At 55.8% G+C, this 17,024-nt stretch carries 14 protein-coding genes and 1 tRNA gene; 5 read left to right on the top strand and 10 right to left on the bottom strand.

Annotation, left to right across the window (positions count from 1 at the left end; genetic code table 11):
• Positions 1-16: 16 nt before the first annotated feature.
• Positions 17-478, bottom strand: a complete 462-nt coding sequence (locus tag ACI514_RS11990; RefSeq protein ID WP_405123886.1) for a hypothetical protein — start codon at positions 476-478, stop codon at positions 17-19.
• Positions 479-844: 366 nt separating this feature from the next.
• Here ACI514_RS11990 and ACI514_RS11985 point away from each other — a divergent pair, with 366 nt between their 5' ends.
• A complete protein-coding gene (locus ACI514_RS11985; RefSeq protein WP_405123885.1) occupies positions 845-1,261 on the top strand; it encodes a hypothetical protein in 417 nt (138 codons plus the stop codon).
• 101 nt (positions 1,262-1,362) lie between these two features.
• Positions 1,363-2,136, top strand: a complete 774-nt coding sequence (locus ACI514_RS11980) for a hypothetical protein (RefSeq protein ID WP_405123884.1) — start codon at positions 1,363-1,365, stop codon at positions 2,134-2,136.
• Positions 2,137-2,340: 204 nt separating this feature from the next.
• Here the strand turns inward: ACI514_RS11980 and ACI514_RS11975 are convergent, their stop codons facing one another.
• From ACI514_RS11975 to ACI514_RS11960, 4 genes are all read right to left on the bottom strand, one after another.
• A complete protein-coding gene (locus ACI514_RS11975; RefSeq protein ID WP_405123883.1) occupies positions 2,341-2,922 on the bottom strand; it encodes a hypothetical protein in 582 nt (193 codons plus the stop codon).
• 1,137 nt (positions 2,923-4,059) lie between these two features.
• Positions 4,060-8,439, bottom strand: a complete 4,380-nt coding sequence (locus tag ACI514_RS11970; RefSeq protein WP_405123882.1) for a response regulator — start codon at positions 8,437-8,439, stop codon at positions 4,060-4,062.
• 42 nt (positions 8,440-8,481) lie between these two features.
• Complete coding sequence (locus ACI514_RS11965; protein WP_405123881.1) at positions 8,482-9,639, bottom strand: HD-GYP domain-containing protein; 1,158 nt, start codon at positions 9,637-9,639, stop codon at positions 8,482-8,484.
• A gap of 363 nt (positions 9,640-10,002) precedes the next feature.
• Positions 10,003-10,090, bottom strand: a tRNA-Ser gene (locus ACI514_RS11960).
• A 122-nt stretch (positions 10,091-10,212) separates the two neighbouring features.
• On the opposite strand from ACI514_RS11960, the gene ACI514_RS11955 reads away from it, so the two are divergent.
• Positions 10,213-10,884: a Bax inhibitor-1/YccA family protein gene (locus ACI514_RS11955; protein WP_007915443.1), complete on the top strand. Its 672-nt coding sequence runs from the start codon at positions 10,213-10,215 to the stop codon at positions 10,882-10,884.
• Positions 10,885-11,287: 403 nt separating this feature from the next.
• Positions 11,288-12,643, top strand: a complete 1,356-nt coding sequence (locus ACI514_RS11950; RefSeq protein ID WP_405123880.1) for a hypothetical protein — start codon at positions 11,288-11,290, stop codon at positions 12,641-12,643.
• A 42-nt stretch (positions 12,644-12,685) separates the two neighbouring features.
• Here the strand turns inward: ACI514_RS11950 and ACI514_RS11945 are convergent, their stop codons facing one another.
• Both ACI514_RS11945 and ACI514_RS11940 read right to left on the bottom strand, forming a co-directional pair.
• Positions 12,686-13,003 carry a YceK/YidQ family lipoprotein gene (locus ACI514_RS11945; RefSeq protein ID WP_160057669.1) on the bottom strand — a complete coding sequence of 106 codons (318 nt, stop codon included), beginning with the start codon at positions 13,001-13,003 and terminating at the stop codon, positions 12,686-12,688.
• 57 nt (positions 13,004-13,060) lie between these two features.
• Positions 13,061-13,498, bottom strand: coding sequence for an Lrp/AsnC family transcriptional regulator (locus ACI514_RS11940; RefSeq protein WP_064381847.1), 438 nt, complete (start codon positions 13,496-13,498; stop codon positions 13,061-13,063).
• Positions 13,499-13,635: 137 nt separating this feature from the next.
• Between ACI514_RS11940 and ACI514_RS11935 the strand changes: the two genes are divergently transcribed.
• Complete coding sequence (locus ACI514_RS11935) at positions 13,636-14,529, top strand: DMT family transporter (protein WP_405123879.1); 894 nt, start codon at positions 13,636-13,638, stop codon at positions 14,527-14,529.
• Between the two features lie 3 nt (positions 14,530-14,532).
• On the opposite strand, the gene ACI514_RS11930 is transcribed toward ACI514_RS11935, so the two are convergent.
• The 3 genes from ACI514_RS11930 to ACI514_RS11920 form a co-directional block, all read right to left on the bottom strand.
• Positions 14,533-15,573 (bottom strand): FUSC family protein, encoded by a 1,041-nt coding sequence (locus tag ACI514_RS11930; protein ID WP_405123878.1) that lies wholly within the window; start codon positions 15,571-15,573, stop codon positions 14,533-14,535.
• A 61-nt stretch (positions 15,574-15,634) separates the two neighbouring features.
• Entirely contained in the window at positions 15,635-16,594 is a 960-nt protein-coding gene (locus ACI514_RS11925) for an HlyD family secretion protein (protein WP_160057671.1), read from the bottom strand.
• Positions 16,595-16,599: 5 nt separating this feature from the next.
• Positions 16,600-16,950, bottom strand: coding sequence for a DUF3302 domain-containing protein (locus ACI514_RS11920; RefSeq protein ID WP_038368661.1), 351 nt, complete (start codon positions 16,948-16,950; stop codon positions 16,600-16,602).
• Positions 16,951-17,024: the final 74 nt, after the last annotated feature.

The raw sequence follows: 17,024 nt of genomic DNA, 5'->3' as shown, positions 1-17,024 counted from the left end.
TCAAGCAGAAGGCTGATCAATGGGCCACTGACGGTTGGGTCGCGACCGAGACAGTGAAGACCACGACAAACAGCACGACCAATCCCCAGAACATCACCATGACCGTCAGCAGAAAGACCTTAAGGCCTTGATAAAGCCTGCGCAGCCAATGGCCTTCGGGTTTTGCGTCTGCGCGGGTTCTGAGTACTCCTTTCAAATAAAAACCAAGGAGCGCCAACAGCGCGCCATCTATCGCCAGCGCAGGCAAGCCGGCTGAGGGGAAAATGCTTTCCCACCGATAGAAAGAGGACCGGCTCAGAAAGACCACATAACAAATCAGACTCCCGTAGGGCAGTGCCCGCCACCATTTACCGGCCAGCGCGCCGACCATCAGGCACATGATCACCATGAACGGGCTGAGGAGAATATGGAGCATCCACTCCAGTACGTTGGGCAAGTAGTCCGGGGAATGAATGCTGCGCCAGAGGTATTCCAACATTGATCGGGTTCCTTCCTTCTAGGGAGTCAGTGCTGCTGCGGTGCTTCCGTGCTGCTCGACGGTATCGGCGTGTTTTTGGGTTACATAAGGGTTGTTGTGTGAATTGGGCTGCCATTCATTCGTCACCACTTCCGCTCCAAAGTGGATTCTAACGCTTGAACCAAAAGGCCCGCACGGCTCTTCGCATACCTATTTAAAGTTTTCAGGTGCGAGGCCGACAATAATGTAAGACTCTTGAATAATAACTACAGTCTGCGGAGCCAAGTTTCGAAATAGGGTTTGAATAAGCCATGCGTCGAAGCAAAAGGAGTTGGCTTTTGCCAGCCAGGATTTATATAAGATTACTCAAAGCAAGGCAAAGAAATCATGCTAAAAAGAGTTCTCAGTGTTTTCCGCAACGCCAAGCCGAACCCTCTTCCAAAAGAGATCAAGGAGTTCATAGTAAAACATGAAATGAAGTTTGATGGGTTTGGTGGGTTGAATATAAATAGGCAGGTTGTGCGCGAGTACGGTTATCTTGTTCGAATGCTGACGGAGGGCAGGCTAGATACGCTATACGACTTTCGAGAAGTTTTTAATTGCGGAGAGCTTCTCCTGAGTAGCATAAGGCAAGAGTTGTCCAGGGACGTTCTTCGTGAGTCAGAAGCACTAGGCTACTCTAGGCAAACAACTGAGGGGAATATGCTAAGACTACAAGGGTTGGTCGAAACTATAGTTCAGTACGTCACTCTCTGTGATCGATACAAAGTTGATCCTGAGGCCGCCCGTGAGTTTGAAGTCTGAGTTCTAGTGTAGTCGCGTGATACAATAAAAAGTGGGCTGATTTATTTCCAGAAAATAAATCAGTCTATTTTTTTGTAATTTTCTAAATATTCGGAATTGCTATGGAAGATATCAATAAGTCACTCAAGGATAATGGAATTAGAATTGGCTCTGACTTGGTTGATGGTGGCCAGGTTCTAAAAATATATCATAATGACATATTATGCAAAATAGCAAAGATCGATTCTCACCCTGCGAGATTGACGGCAGGATATCAAGCAATGCTCAACGACGTGTACAAAATCCAGGCTTATACAGAGCTCGGTAGCAAAATAGTCAACGAAAAGCTGCAAAAAGATCTACCGGTTAGAGAATTTAAATTCGATGACCCAAACCAATTGATTTGCAGTAGCCTATATCTTTCCGCAATTACCCTGTACGGAAAGTGCTTCACCTCGGCCGAGGGAAGAATTGCCCAACTACAAGAAACTCAAATATTAAAGAGGATGTCAGAGTTTCAGCAAAAAAATCACGCGAAATTTATGGATCTTCGACACAATTGGGCCGGGCATGGCGGAAAGAGTAATCACGAATTGATATGCGGTGTAGTGGTTTTTTTGCCCGACAATGAAGCCTTAACCCTTTACCCAGCTTTAAGCACGGGTTTCTCTGTGGCAGGAAGCTTCGAAGATCTTTCGGAGTTGTGCTCTATTTTGGCTGAAGAGATTCAATATCGTAAGGACCAACATTCGGCAGACGTATTTAAGAATAGGGATCAGCAAGAATACCTATATGAACTAATGGGTCAATCTGAGTTTTTTCTCCACATTGAATATCCACAGCCAGAAACAAGCAAAAAGGCGAAAGTGAAGCAGAAGCAAAACAAGCGTACTTAATATTTTAGGCGTAAAGAGGGATAAAGAACGATAAAGGGAGATGGTTTAATTTCTCTACTCAAAACGTCCGCTTTTTTTGCCGAAAGCGGTCGTTCGTGAGCGGCCGATACCGGCCAAAAAAAGCTCAGATGCAGAAAGGTTCTGCGGCGACCGCCTTACTCAAATCACCCATCTTGCAAATGTAGAAAAGGAGTTGAGCATGCTTTATATGTATTTCTTCATTACTTTGGCTATGTTTTCGTTTAGCTGATCACCCACGAATTCACATTTAACTCTCGTATGAGCGGTGGTATCTAACGACTCATTTCGCTCAAGTTTTTTACTTGGGTCTCGATACGACATAAGGGCGTGAGTGATCGGTATACCTGCATCTCTGGCCTCCAGGAGCATATGGTTCGCCGCATAATTGATGAAAGCCTCTGAGCACCGGGAAAGCGCTGTTACGGATTGTGTAATTTCATCGACATACAACTCGTTAATTGTCTTGATTTCAGTCAGTTTGGCTCTATAGGCGTTGAGCGCTTTATTGTAAGTGCCGCCGTTAAATCCAACGTTGGCAGGAGTGGTGACTTCAGTTGCAGACATGTTTACCGCTAACGCCAAGTCAGATACCTCCAAATTCATATTATAGGCCATGGCGAGTTTCTCCCTGATAATTTTGTTGCTTTCACCCACAGCAATCATTCTCTGTCCCATGTATACGCCCCCTAAGCTTGCAGCAATAGTGAGCAAGGGAATGCCAAGCCCGGCAAAGCTTAAGGTTGGTTTTTTTCTCTTAAAAGTCATCCCGGATCTCTATCAAAGAAAGTTTATAAATCAGATTTGTGCATCGGTTCATAGCTTGAAAAATGGTAATTGCACTCTGTTCATGTCACTAGCACCGTAGCAGGAACGGCACGCCCCTCCAGTATTGCCAAGAGATTTCGAAGAACTACTCGTTCAGACTCTTCTTCTATGGGGGCGCCGATGAAGAGTGTGATTGTGCTTAAAATCATTTACGCATCCCCACATTAAGCGTTGCAGTCGGACCATAATTTTTGGCGCACCTGCTGCAGCAAAAAGTAATACGTCAACCGTGCTGCGGCTATTTTCTCGCTCATGAATTTTTAGCTGATAATTGCCGCCGTGGTCCACAGCTAAATTTGGAACAGTTAGTTTTCCCTTCAATTAAATCGATATAGTCGGTTGCCTTTAACCCTTGGAGCGGCATGGGAGATCTAAGGAGTTCTTCCAGGACGTACTCGGCATCGGCTTGTTCGTCAACTGAATAGCCGACAAGGAGTGTACGGACTCGGCCTTCGTACATCCTCCGAGCAAGGTGGGGGGCAATGTCCCAAACCAGTGGGCCTTTTCTATCCAGAAGGATAAACGACTCAAAGGTAACGAGCAGTCCTGAGCCAGACGGATTTAGCTGTTTTTTCGGATGTCGACCTACCCACGTAACGCGCCCTGCAATTCCGTGGCTCTGAGGTTCGTCACCGATTCCTCCAATACCAATTACCGCATCAAAGTCCCAGTTCCGCACCTTCCCCATACAGTCGTGAATGCCAAATCGACCATTTCTGTCGGGGTCGCCTATGTGAGTTCGTTTGTACGTGAGGATTCGCATGATCGTCCGCCTTGGGCTGCGACCGTGTTGCCCACCATTGCAGTGAGTACGGCGGTATCACTCTTACCAAGAATGGAAACCGGGTACAAGGCTTCCATATTCGTTTTCAGATTCACATCTAGACACTCCAGCGAGAACATTCGGAATCTTCTCAGTAGCTCAATCCCTAGACCATCGTCCCAAGTATCCAAAGCAAACTGAATTCTATACTCCATGTATTTTCGTGGTGTTTCAACGTCCGGTCTTGGCCGATAGTGGCCCCTCACGGACGTCCGCTTCCGACCAAAAAAGCTCAGCTACAGTCCTTCCTCAAATCACCCATCCTGCAAAAGTTTCAAAGCCCGATCAAAATCGAACCGTTCCACCTGTACCGCGACCCGTGCCAGACGTTCTTCTAACGCCCGATCAAGTCGCATGTTGCGCAGTCCCGCAAGCGCGTCCAAAGCCGCCGTGTCACCTTCGTCCAAAAGACCCACGAGTCTGTTCAGTTGCTCGTTGATTGCCGAGTCGTTCAGCAGGTCGTCACCTGTGCTGGCCGGTGTGTCTGTCTTGAGGTCGGCCAGAGCCGCCAGAATCGGGTGCAGGCAATATTCGACCTGCATCGCCAGCCCTTGGAGCACCGTAGCCGGCTCGCCGTCATGGCAGGCCTGTTCCAGCAAACCGCACGCTTGCGCCAAGGCCCTGGCGCCGATGTTGCCGGCGGTGCCGCGCAAGCTGTGCGCCAGTCGTTCAGCGGCGCCAGCATCCGGATCGATCCGTGCGGTGTGGAACTGCTCGATAAAGCCTGTCTGGGTGTCGCGAAATTTGCAAAGCAGGCGTAGGTAGAGATCTCGCCGCCCCATGCAGGTGGCGAGACCCGCTGCCAGATCGATGCCCTCAAGCTGCTCGGGCAAACCATCGGCGAATCCTGCGTTCAGCGATGCTTGAGCGGCACGTGGCTTGATCCATTTTGCCAGGGTGGCGAACATGGTTTCGACGTTGAGTGGCTTGGAGATATGGTCGTTCATGCCGCATTCGAGGGCGCGCTCGCGGTCACCGTCCATTGCGTTGGCGGTCATGGCGATCACCGGCAAAGTGCTGAAGCGCGGTTGCTGGCGAATTTTTCGGGTTGCCGTGTAGCCATCCATCACCGGCATCTGGCAATCCATCAACACGCCATCGAAGTCGCCATCCTCGGCGAGGATGTCCAGGGCCTCCTGACCGTGTGTGGCGAGTCGCAGGCGTATTCCGACGCTCTCCAGCAGCTCGCTGGCCAGTTCCTGATTGAGATCGTTGTCTTCGACCAGAAGCAGCCGCGCGCCATTGAGGCTGGCGACGGTGTTGGCATTGTGCAGGGAGCGTTCGCCCGTTCGCGTTTCACCCTGTGGTTCTCTGCCCAGCACCACGCCGATGGCTTCGAGCAGCGAGGACGGTGTGACGGGTTTGGTCAGTACCACCGGCAACTGGATGCCTTGGCGCTCGGCTTCTTCGCGGGCTTCTTCGCGTCCAAATGCGGTGATCATGATCACCGATGGCGTGCGCATCAGGCTGGCGGAATGCATTTTGCTCACGGCTTCCATGCCATCCATGCCGGGCATCCGCCAGTCCATCAAGACCAGATGGTAAGGCAGTGCCTTGTGCTCGGCGTCGGCCAACATGCGCAGGGCCAGACTACCGCTCTGCGCGACATCCACTTCCAGGCCAAAGCTGCGCGCCATGCCCGAGAGAATTTCACGCGCACTGGCATTGTCATCCACGACCAGTACCCGCATCCCCAGTAGCTCGCCGGCTTTGAACATACGGCGCGGTTGCGCGCCTTGCTGCACGCCGAGCTGCACCTGGAAATGGAATGTCGAGCCGGCCCCCGGTTGGCTTTCCACCCAGATTCGGCCGGCCATCAGCTCCACCAGTTTCTTCGAAATGGACAAGCCGAGCCCGGTGCCGCCGTACTTGCGAGTGATCGAACTGTCTGCCTGACTGAACGACTGGAACAGGCGTGAACACTGCTCGACGGTCATGCCAATGCCCGTGTCGCGCACCCAGAAGTGCAGTTGCACGTGTTCGTTGTGTGTACCCACTTCTTCCACGCCGACCACGATGTCACCGTGTTCGGTGAATTTGGCCGCGTTGTTGCCCAGATTGATCAGCACTTGCCCCAGGCGCAGGGGATCGCCGAGCAGGGCCGTGGGCAGGTCGGGCGGGATCTGGAACAACAACTCCAGACCCTTGTCTTCGGTCTTCAGGCCAATCATGGCGGCAAAGCTGTCGAGCACGTCCTCGAGGCGGAAAGGTGCCTGTTCGAGGCTCATCCTGCCGGCCTCGATCTTGGAAAAATCGAGGATGTCGTTGATGATTCCCAGCAGGTTCTCCGCCGAGCGGTGCACCTTTTCTATGTAGTTGCGCTGGCGATTATCCAGATGGGTGCGCAGCGCCAGGTGGCTCATGCCGATGATGGCGTTCATCGGCGTGCGGATCTCATGGCTCATGTTGGCAAGGAACTCGCTCTTTGCCTGAGTGGCGTCTTCGGCAGCTGCTCTTGCTTCTGCCAGCGCCGTCACGTCGATGTTGATGCCGGTTGCGCGCAATGGCTGGCCGTCCAACGTGCGTGAGAAACGGTTGAGCGAGCGGAATGTGCGTATCTGCCCGTCATTTTTGCGCACGATGCGAAAGTCGAATTCGACGCGATCATCGCCACTCTGCACGGCGCTCTCGAAGGTGCTGCGGACCCGCGCCACATCCTCGGGATGCACCAGCGCCTGCCAGTGCTGCAGCGTTCCGCCGAAGGCGCCTGGTTCAAGACCAAACAGGGTTTCGAGCTGGGGCGTCCAATAGTTTGTGCCGCTGACCAGATCAACGTCGAACAGGCCGATGTCGCCGGCCTCTTGCGCCAGGTTCAGACGATCGCTGGCAGTCCGCAGTCTGGCCTCCATCGCCCGGCGCTCACTCACGTCCCGCACCGAGGCACAGACGCAGACGCCACGACCCTCCAGGCGGGGCAGGTGGGACAGGCCAATTTCCACGGAGAACAGGCTGCCGTCTTTGCGCACGCCGCTCAGATCCTCCAGGTCGCCACCCATCTGCCGGGTGCCGCCGCTGGCAATGAACCCGTCGCGCAATTTGACATGGCGCTCGCGCGCAGCCTGCGGCACCAGACGCTCGATGCTGGCGCCAATCAACTCGCCGGGTGCATAGCCAAACAGGCTGTCCATTTGCGGGTTGGTCATCAGAATGCGACCGTCAGCCCCCAGCACCAGCATACCGTCCGGTGCGGCCTCGATGATGCCGCGATACCAGGCCTCGGTGGCGCGCAATGCTGCCTGCTGGGCCTCCAGTTCGCTGGCCTGATGTTCCAGTTGCAAGGTCTGCGCGCCCATTTCGTCCGCCTGACGGCGAGTCTCCAGCAGCAGCGCCTGGGCTGCTTCACTGCGTTCCATGATGGCCATGGCACCGGCCAGCCTGGGCAGCACTTCTTGCAAGAGCAGCGCTTCGTTCTCTTCCAGTTGGCGAAAACCGGCCATTTCCACCACCCCGAGCAGGCGTTCGCCACGCAGCACGGGTTGAACCATCAGGACGCTGGCGGGGGCTGCGCCCAACTGCGTGCGTACATGCCAAAACGCTTCGGGCAGATTCTGCAGGTGGCGAGGTTGACGATCCAGTGCGCACTGGCCAAGCAAGCCGTCACCGAGCTCAAGTTCAACGGGCAGAGGATGCTCATTGTCCACCGCGTAACCGCCAACCAGTCGAAGGCGCGAGGCGCCTTCATAGAGGACGTAAAGCGCCCCTTGGCACATGCCCAGTTGCGGCGCGATTTGGCTAAAAAAAGCCTGGGCCAACTGCTGCGGCGTTTCCGCCTGTTGCAGAGCCACTTGCAGTAGTGAAGTGTGGTTTTTAACCCAGCGCTGGCGCTCAAGCTGACAAGCCTCCACCTGCAACTTGGCGATGGCACGGGCGAGGTCACCGGTTTCGTTGCGAAGGTCGGTGTGGGGGATTTGCCCGTCCAGCTTGCCGGACGCCAATTCGTCCACCGCCACGCGGACACGATTGAGCGGCACGCGAATGGAATAACTGACTAGCCAGGTCAACAGCAACGCCAGCGTCGACCCGCCCAGCAGCAACACATACGTGATCGTGGTACTGCGCTGCGCATATTCGGCCAGATTCTTCGCCGTATCGTGGATGTCGGCTTGCTTGTTGTTCTCTATCTGCGTGAGCAGCCCGTCGCTGCCCTGTTCCAGCGCGAGAAAATCCTTACTGTTGAGCAACATCCAGGCTTGACCCAGCGAGCCCTTGCCGGCGAATTCCAAGGCGTCATCGCCGTCTTTTTGCAGACGCCGCAAGAGCATTTCGAATTCCAGCAGACTGCTGAGACTGCTCTGTCGCCGCAGCGTCGGGCGCACCTGTTCCAGGGCTTCGTGGAGTCGTTCCTGGGCAACATTCATCTGCGCTCTGGCGCTGATGCGGATGTCCGCGTTGTTGGTCGAGATCGCACGTTGCATGGCCAGCAAAAGATGCGGCAACTGCACCCGGACTTCCTGCACATGCTGGATACCCACCAGATCCTGCTGGTACAACTGCTGCATTTCGTTCCTGAGCGAATACTGGGCACGCAGGCTTTGCACCCCCAGTATCAGAACCAATATCAGCAACGCGGCGAAGCCGATGATCAATTTACTGCGCAGGGACAGGCGCTCGAGCATCTCGAACAGTCTGTTCATAAAGGGCCTCGTTCAACAGGGGGGCAGAGTGCTACACAGGGTTCAGGGTTGTTCAGCGATCTGTTCAAGCAAGGCCAGTTGTCTGGCCACGTCCTGGTCACTGTCGGCGAACTGCACGGCAATGTTCTGGAACTGCTCGGCATTGGCCAGAAATGCATCGCAGATGTCCGGGTCAAAATGTTTGCCTCGGCCTTCGCGGATTATTTCTACTGCTTGCTCATGGGGCATGCCGGGCTTGTATACGCGGCGGCTGATCAGCGCATCGTAGACATCCGCCACAGCCATCAAACGCGCGCTGATCGGAATATCGTCGGTGGCCAGCCCTTGCGGATAGCCACTGCCATCCCACTTTTCTTGATGGCCGTAGGCGATTTCCTTGGCCAGGCGAAGGAAGTCGACGTCGATTCCCAACTGGTCCTCGGCGTGCTGGATGGCGTCGCGTCCCAAGGTCGTGTGGGTCTTCATGATCTCGAACTCTTCCGGAGTGAGACGTCCGGGCTTGAGCAGGATGCGATCAGGAATGCCGATCTTGCCGATATCGTGCAGCGGTGCCGATTTGAATAGCAGCTTGATGGTTTCCTCGTCGAGGAAGTGACGGAAGCGCGGGTGCTCGCGCAGCCGTTCGGCCAGCAATTTTATGTAGTGCTGGGTGCGGCGAATGTGGTTGCCGGTTTCGTTGTCGCGGGTTTCGGCCAGTGAGGCCATGGCGTGGATGGTGACATCCTGGATGGCAATCACCTCGCGGGTACGGCGTTGCACTTCCTGTTCCAGAAAATCGTTTTGATTGCGCAGAAAGTCGGCGACGGCCTTGAGCTTGACCTGAGTCTCGACCCTGGCCATGAGCACCGGAGGAATGATCGGCTTGGTGATGTAGTCGGCAGCGCCGAGGCTCAAGCCGCGAATCTCGTCCTCTGTGGCCGTCATGGAGGTCAGGAAAATGATCGGTATGTGAGCGAGGCGGGCGTCATGCTGGAGCCGTTCGGCAACGTCGTAACCAGACAGGCCCGGCATCATGATGTCCAGCAGAATCAGATCGGGGAGCGGGTCGGCCTGCAGAAGGCGCAAGGCTTTTTCACCGCTGTTGGCGGCCTTGACCCGGTATTTGTCCTTGAGTAACTCGGCGATCAGCATCAGGTTGTCGGGGGTATCGTCGACCACCAGAACGGTTGCTGATGGATAAACGCCCTGCATGCTATCCATGGATGTTGGCTCCCTTGACTGATAAGCAGTAGGCGTACTTTCGCCAGACTCTTGTCGGCAAGCGTAGCTAGAAAAGCTGCAATCGCTAGGTCGAAGCAGGGAGGTTGGTTCGATGAGGCTTTTGATTAAATGTCAGCGTAACCGGCGGCTTCAACATCTTGCTGATGCAGTAACGCGTGCAGCTTGCCGAGGTAGCGATCTGGCTACAGCACTTCGACGAGATGCAGGATTTTGGATTGGTGACGGTCGGCAGGACGGCAGAGAAGGTCAGAAAGTTTTGTAGTTTTTCAATCAGCGCGGCAGAAATCTCAAACCCCAGAAACGACAAAGCCCTGAATAATCAGGGCTTTGTCGTACTTAAGATGGCGGAGGCGATGGGATTCGAACTCATGGACCTGTTACAGTCGACGGTTTTCAAGACCGTTGCCTTAAACCACTCGGCCACACCTCCGTTGCGTTGCGGGCGCCATAATACCTGAATGAAACACACTGTCAAACTCTCTGCATGGCTTGTTACAGAGCGTCTGTTATGATCTTTGCGACTGAACGTTTCAAACCAACAGGAGTGTCGCCATGCGCGAACAGGATTACGCAGTTAATAACAGCGTGCAGGCTGAGCAGCTAGAGGTTAGCCGCGTCCTGCGCAACACTTACGGCCTACTGGCTCTGACCCTCGCATTCAGCGGCGTCATGGCTTTCGTTGCCCAGCAGATGCGTGTTGGCTACCCGAACATTTTCGTGGTGCTGATCGGCTTCTACGGGCTGTTCTTCCTCACCAACAAACTCCGTGATTCCGCGTGGGGCCTGGTGTCCGCTTTTGCGCTGACCGGTTTCATGGGTTTCCTGCTCGGCCCGATCCTCAACCGTTACCTGGGTATGCAGGGCGGCGCTGAAGTGGTCAGCTCGGCGTTCGCGATGACCGCGCTGGTGTTCGGTGGTCTGTCGGCCTACGTGCTGATCACCCGTAAGGACATGAGCTTCCTCGGTGGTTTCATCACCGCTGGTTTCTTCGTGTTGCTGGGTGCAACGCTGGCGAGCTTCTTCTTCCAGGTCAGCGGTCTGCAACTGGCGATCAGCGCAGGTTTCGTGCTGTTCTCGTCGGTGTGCATCCTGTTCCAGACCAGCGCCATCATCCACGGCGGTGAGCGCAACTACATCATGGCGACCATCAGCCTGTATGTATCGATCTACAACCTGTTCATCAGCTTGTTGCAGATCTTCGGCATCATGAGCCGCGACGACTGATCGTTAGTCGTTTCAACAAAAAACCCGCTTCGGCGGGTTTTTTGTTGCTCGCCGAAAAGCGTAGTGGCCTTTTACCTATAAAATGATCTGAAAATAGTGGCGTCTTTTTGGAAATCACCTACACCTAATTACCAAGGAAGAGCAGTAGCCTGATCGACAGGAGTCGGTAACCAGCCCCCCTCGTGTAATTCCTGCGTCCCTCGCATTCACTTCCCTCGCTGTTGATCGCCAGGCCTTTCGGTCGAGAGCGACTGTATTCGTTCGTCCAGTAAAAACCGGGAGGTGAACCACGCCAAATGCCATGCACCGTGACCGTATCCCGGCGAACGACCGGGACCCTGATACCAGAAAAATAATGGAGGCCCTGCCATTGCGGGCGTTGTCCCAATCAAGGAGATCATCGATGAACCAGCCCCAAGGAAAACTGGCTGTACTGGCCGTCACCACCGCGCTGTTCAGCGCGTCAACCTTCGCCGGCGTCTATCCTGACTTCGGCTATCAGCCACCTTCCAGCCAATACTCTGGCCCATTGTTCGAGTTGAGCCAGAGTTACCCGGCAACCGCGCCGCAAGTACCGCTACCCGGTTTTTTCAAGAATCTACCGACCAAGCCAGATAACAATTTTGAGACTTGGCGTGCGTACATGGAGGAAGTCAAAACCTATTGCCTCGAAGGCAACGTCGAGGCTGATTGGTACGTGCAGAACAATAAAAAACGTCAGTGGTATCACATGCCGTGGCAGCACTACGGCCCGCTGGGACGCGAAGGAATTCACGGCCTGACCAAAGAGGCGCAGATCCAGGTCAAGCAACTCGCCGCCACGCAGACCGCCACCGGCCAGACTTACGCGGTGGGCATCTATAACGACATCGGTGCGTATACCATCGGAGAGGTCTGGAAAGACCCGAACAACCCTGATCCGAAATACACATCGGCGCCCAACAGCTTCCCCGACGGCACCGTGGTCTGCAAAGCCCTGTTCGCCGATATCGATCGCAGCACCGTGCCGTTCCTGGTGAATCCGGTGTTGTGGAAGGGCTACGTCACCGAAACGTTCACGTCGGCCAATCGCAAGGTCAAAGATGTCGCATTGATTCAGATGGACATCGCCGTGCGCGATCAGCGCATGAGCGCCACGGGCTGGATCTTCGGCACCTTTCAGTACAACGGCGCGAAAACCGGCAAGCCGGGCTGGGACAACCTCGTCCCGGTTGGGATCATGTGGGGCAACGATCCGGAAGAAACCGGCAACGACTTCACCAACCCGCAACCAACGCAGACCAAGATCAATCCCGTGTTGCAACAGACCGCGATCAACGCCAAGACCCAGGAGTTGCCACCCACCCATCTGGGCTGGAACGGTCGCCTCAACGGTCCGGTGGATAACCCCAACAGTTCCTGCCTGAGCTGCCATGCAACCGCCGAAACGCCGCAAGTGGCGATCATGAATCCAACGTTCCAGGCCAATGCGCCGCAGCCGGGTTCGCCTGAATGGATGAAGTGGTTCCAGAATATTCCGGCCGGCCATGCTTTTACGCCGGGCACTCAAAGCACTGACTACAGCCTGCAGTTGTCCGGCGGTCTGGTGAATTACTTCAAGTGGAAATGCAACATGAGCGGCATCTACGCCGACGGCAAGAACGCGTGCAGCAAAGCGTCGGACATGAAACTGAAAATGCTCAATTCCACCAACAACGCCACGCCGCAGCCATTGCAGAAAGTCATTCGTGACCCGAGCCTGCAGCAACTGCTGGAGTAAGCAGCGAAAAGCCTGCGCACGTTGCGGCGTGCGCAGGCTTTTTCAGTTGATCACGATGCTACCGTCAGTCTGCTGTTTGTAAATGGTGTAAGGCAACAACAACGTGTCGAGCACCCCGGACGCCACCGCATCAATCGCCCAGCCGGGCAGGGCGGCGTTGTACTTGTTACCTTCGTCTATCGGCGCATGCAGGCTACAAAAGTCATACATCACACCGCTGTAGATCCTCGGCACCGCCCCGCAATAGGATTTGTTCGATCTCAAATCGTCCACGGCGACCTGGTCGTCGCGCATGACCGTTTGCACTGTCCCGCAACCACTTAACATTAATGCGCTCAGCATCATTGCCTGAACTTTCATACCGCCAATCCTTCGCCGGAAAAACCTCAATCTACGCTGAACGTGCAGCAAATGCACTTAGGCCATCGGTGGCAAGCGGCGCTTGACCGGGGTCTTCTTGACGATTGCAGTGTTGGTTTCGGCCAAGGTATTGAGGCGGTCGAGCAGGGTGTCGAGCTGTTCCATCGAGCGCACATGCAGGCGCGCGATAAAGCAGTCTTCGCCCGTCACCTTGTCGCACTCGGTGAATTCGGGAATCGACAGGATCTGCCGTTCGACTTCCTGTAACTGCCCCGGCAGCGGACGCACCCGGACGATGGCCTGCAATTGATAACCAAAACACTTCGGATCGATCTCGACGGTGTAGCCCTTGAGCACACCGCGTTCTTCCAACCGCCGCAAGCGTTCAGCCACGCTCGGCGACGACAATCCGCTGATTTGCGCCAAGGCTTTGAGCGAGCGCCGCGAATCCTCCATCAATGCGCCGATGAGGATCTGATCAATATCGTCAGTCATGAAAAACTCCAGCATTAGGCAATTGGTGAAAACCACCCACGATAAAAAAGGCAGATACCGAGTTTAGCCTGCTTTTTGCGCTGGAGCGCCTGCGGGTTTGCTTGGCATACTTTTGTCACAAAGACAGGAGATTGAAGATGGACAATACAATCCGTCGCGGCTTATTTGAAATGACCGCTGCCATGCTGATTTCCGGGACGATCGGCTGGTTCGTGCTGGTCTCCGGGCAACCGGTGCTGGACGTGGTGTTCTGGCGCTGCGTGTTCGGTGCCGGCACCTTGTTGTTGATCTGTGCCGCTTTCGGCTTTTTGCGCCCGGGCATTCTGACTCGCAGCACATTCCTGCTCGCGGTGCTGAGCGGGATGGCGATTGTCGGTAACTGGGTGCTGTTGTTTGCTTCGTATTCCCGCGCTTCGATCGCCATCGGCACAGCGGTGTACAACGTCCAGCCGTTCATGCTGGTCGGTTTGGCAGCGCTGTTTCTGGGCGAAAAAATCACTTTGCAGAAGCTGTTCTGGCTGGCGATTTCGTTCATGGGCATGCTGGCAATCGTCAGTGCCCACGGCACTCAGGGCGAGAGCGGCAACGACTATCTGATGGGCATTGCATTGGCGTTGGGTGCGGCGTTTCTCTATGCGATTGCCGCGCTGATCATCAAACGCCTGACCGGCACGCCACCGCATCTGATTGCATTGATTCAAGTCTGCACCGGGATTTTGTTGCTGGCGCCGTTTGCGCATTTCAGCGCATTGCCGCAAGCGCCGAGTGCCTGGGCCAGTCTGGTCACATTGGGCATCGTCCACACCGGTGTGATGTATGTGCTGCTGTACGGCGCGATCCAGAAGTTGCCGACCGCGTTGACCGGCGCACTGTCGTTCATCTACCCGATTGCGGCGATCTTCGTTGACTGGTTTGCGTTCGGCCATCGCCTGGAAATCCTGCAATGGATCGGTGTCGCGGCGATCCTGCTGGCCGCTGCCGGCATGCAGCAGGGCTGGGGCCTGAAGAGCCGGCGACTGGCCGCGCAGTAACCCTCAGATGTTCCAGTGCGCTGCGGTTTTCGCCAAGCGCTGGCGCATCTCGCCGATATTCGACGCCAGTTGCCGGGTCAACAGTCGGTAGCCATCCAGCGCGCTGTAAACCGGCGCATCGAGGTTGGCTTCCGGCAACTCGAGCGGCTTGTCCAGGCGTTGCGAAGCGCCGGTTTTCAGCGCCCGGGCCATACCGATCAGTTGCACGCGAATCTGCCGGTGCTCGGCCTTCAGCGCTGATTGCAGATGCGCCATGGCTTCTGGATCGTTGGCATCCGGTCGCGTGTTGCCGAGGATTTCCAATGTGCTGATGCACATGCGCAGGTTGCGCTGGATGGCATCGAGTTCGGTCATGGAAATCTTCACTTCCTTGGACACCGACGGCATCAGCGAGCGCAATTGCACCATCACCGCGCCGAGTCGGCCCATCAGTTTCAAATGCTCATCGGCGCTGATCGGTTGGCCGCTGATGATCCGCCCATACACCGTGGCGCAATCGCGCAGGGCATCGGCGAGGTTGTAGCGCCACGAATACACCGCGTAGAGCGGCAGGGCGAAAGAGAAGGCCAGAGCGAGGGCGATACCGATCAGAATATCCACCCCGCGCCATAAGCCGTCGGTGATCGGATTGTCGCCATGCCCGGCGACGATGAACACGGTAATCGCCGAAAGCAGGGCGGTGTAACCACCCTTGCCGATGGCGTGATAAGAGAAGAAACCGCAGACCACCGCCATCGCAAAGTACGTCAGCCATGGCATGCCGAGCCACGCCTGCTGCGCCACCAGCAGCAAGCCGACGCCAGCACCGATCAAGGTGCCGGTGGCGCGTTCGGCGGCTTTTTTACCGATGTTGCCGTGGTGCTGCAAACCACCGATCACCACCAGCATGGTCACTGATGCCCATTCGCCGTGGGGCAGGTTGATGCCGGTGGTCAGCAGGATCGTTGCCAGCAACCCGAGGGCCACGCGCACCGCATGAATCAGCCGCGCGTGCCGGTAACGTCGATAAGGATCAAGCAACGGACGCAAGACACGGCGCAGCAAGGGCGGAAGTCGATGGGTGCTGTAAGTACTCAGTGCGGGCCTCTCGTGATTGGGCTTCGGGTCAATGGAAAGGGAAAATGTAATTCATCCATGCTGCCATACGCAGGAGGATTTTGCGCATCGTGCCAATGTGGTGGAAGTGCTGACTGTACAACGCGGCCTGCCCGTAAGCACCGCCCGGCATCAGCTTGCTGTACTGGGCGAATTCCGGATCGGTAATTTCGATGATCACCGGCACACGCCCGGCCGGCGGCGAACCGGTATAGCCGATCAAAGTGCCGGACGGTTGCACCTGACCTTCGGCAATCACCCCGATGACGTTTTTCACCCGGCCGGCGAACACCTTGCCGGGAATGCCGTCGAACGCGACTTCCGCCTCATCCCCGACGGTCAGGCGCAGCAGGCTGTTCTGGCGCATCCACGCAGCAAAATATTGGCCTTCCTCGGGAATGAACACCATCGACGGGCGCAACGGCAACTTGCTCGCCATCATCCCCGGCCGCAGCGAAACATGGGTGACGAAGCCTTTGCTTGGCGCGCGAACGGTGGTGTTGTCCAGCTCGAACTGGGCGTTGTCGAGTTGCGCCTGCAGATCATCGGTGCGGGCGATGGCCGCATCCAGTTCGCGTTGGGTGCCGAAATTACGGCGGATCAGTTCGGTGATGCGATAGCGATCACCCTTGGCGGCGATCAATTGCGCCTTGAGCGATTTCACCCGGTTTTGAAACGGTGTGGGGTCGATGCGAAACAGCACGTCGCCTTTTTCCAGCGGCTCGTTCCCCTTCACCGGCACGTCGATTACCTGGCCACTGACGATGGGAATCACCGGCACGGAAACGAAGTAAGTGCGCGCCACCTCGGAGTAGGGATGGTTGTAGTTCATGGTGAAAATCAGGGCGCCGATCATCAGGATGCCGCCCAGTACGGCGGTGGGCACCGTCCATTTGTTCAGCGGGATACGGAAGATCTTGAACACTGCGACGCAGATCGCGGCGTAAGTCAGGACAAGGAGCAGATCCATAGTGTTCAGCCCTCCCGGTTGTGGGGGGCAGTGGCATTCAGCGCTTCGAGTCGTTCGAGGCGTCCTTGCAGTTCGACCACCTGTTGCTCCAGGCGAACGACATGGTTTTGCACGGATTTGCCGTCACCGAATCCCCAGCCGCGATCTTCTCGATAGGCCATCGCCCAGATCCACAGGAAAGGCCAGAGCGCATGCAGCGTGAACAGACTGACCCAGCCAGTGGCATGGATCGCATCCTGATGCGGGTGTTTACGATGGACGGCAATCTCATAGGGAATGTCGTGCAACACGATGATCCCGTAAAACAGTACGAGCCCGGCAAACACCAAAACCCCTAGCGCAAAGTAATCCAGCATGGTCAAGCTCCCGGCATCCAGCACAGTGCTGGCATCAGTGTAGACACTGATTTGCCGGGCGCTTGGCGACTTTG

The organism is Pseudomonas sp. M20 (assembly GCF_045037865.1).
Taxonomy (GTDB): Bacteria; Pseudomonadota; Gammaproteobacteria; order Pseudomonadales; family Pseudomonadaceae; genus Aquipseudomonas.
This window is presented reverse-complemented; position numbering and strand designations above follow the sequence as displayed.

Excerpts from the sequence above, each read along its gene's own strand:
- ACI514_RS11990 (WP_405123886.1), bottom strand. The coding sequence starts at position 478 with ATGTTGGAATACCTCTGGCGCAGCATTCATTCCCCGGACTACTTGCCC.
- ACI514_RS11985 (WP_405123885.1), top strand. The coding sequence starts at position 845 with ATGCTAAAAAGAGTTCTCAGTGTTTTCCGCAACGCCAAGCCGAACCCT.
- ACI514_RS11980 (WP_405123884.1), top strand. The coding sequence starts at position 1,363 with ATGGAAGATATCAATAAGTCACTCAAGGATAATGGAATTAGAATTGGC.
- ACI514_RS11975 (WP_405123883.1), bottom strand. The coding sequence starts at position 2,922 with ATGACTTTTAAGAGAAAAAAACCAACCTTAAGCTTTGCCGGGCTTGGC.
- ACI514_RS11970 (WP_405123882.1), bottom strand. The coding sequence starts at position 8,439 with ATGAACAGACTGTTCGAGATGCTCGAGCGCCTGTCCCTGCGCAGTAAA.
- ACI514_RS11965 (WP_405123881.1), bottom strand. The coding sequence starts at position 9,639 with ATGGATAGCATGCAGGGCGTTTATCCATCAGCAACCGTTCTGGTGGTC.
- ACI514_RS11955 (WP_007915443.1), top strand. The coding sequence starts at position 10,213 with ATGCGCGAACAGGATTACGCAGTTAATAACAGCGTGCAGGCTGAGCAG.
- ACI514_RS11950 (WP_405123880.1), top strand. The coding sequence starts at position 11,288 with ATGAACCAGCCCCAAGGAAAACTGGCTGTACTGGCCGTCACCACCGCG.
- ACI514_RS11945 (WP_160057669.1), bottom strand. The coding sequence starts at position 13,003 with ATGAAAGTTCAGGCAATGATGCTGAGCGCATTAATGTTAAGTGGTTGC.
- ACI514_RS11940 (WP_064381847.1), bottom strand. The coding sequence starts at position 13,498 with ATGACTGACGATATTGATCAGATCCTCATCGGCGCATTGATGGAGGAT.
- ACI514_RS11935 (WP_405123879.1), top strand. The coding sequence starts at position 13,636 with ATGGACAATACAATCCGTCGCGGCTTATTTGAAATGACCGCTGCCATG.
- ACI514_RS11925 (WP_160057671.1), bottom strand. The coding sequence starts at position 16,594 with ATGGATCTGCTCCTTGTCCTGACTTACGCCGCGATCTGCGTCGCAGTG.
- ACI514_RS11920 (WP_038368661.1), bottom strand. The coding sequence starts at position 16,950 with ATGCTGGATTACTTTGCGCTAGGGGTTTTGGTGTTTGCCGGGCTCGTA.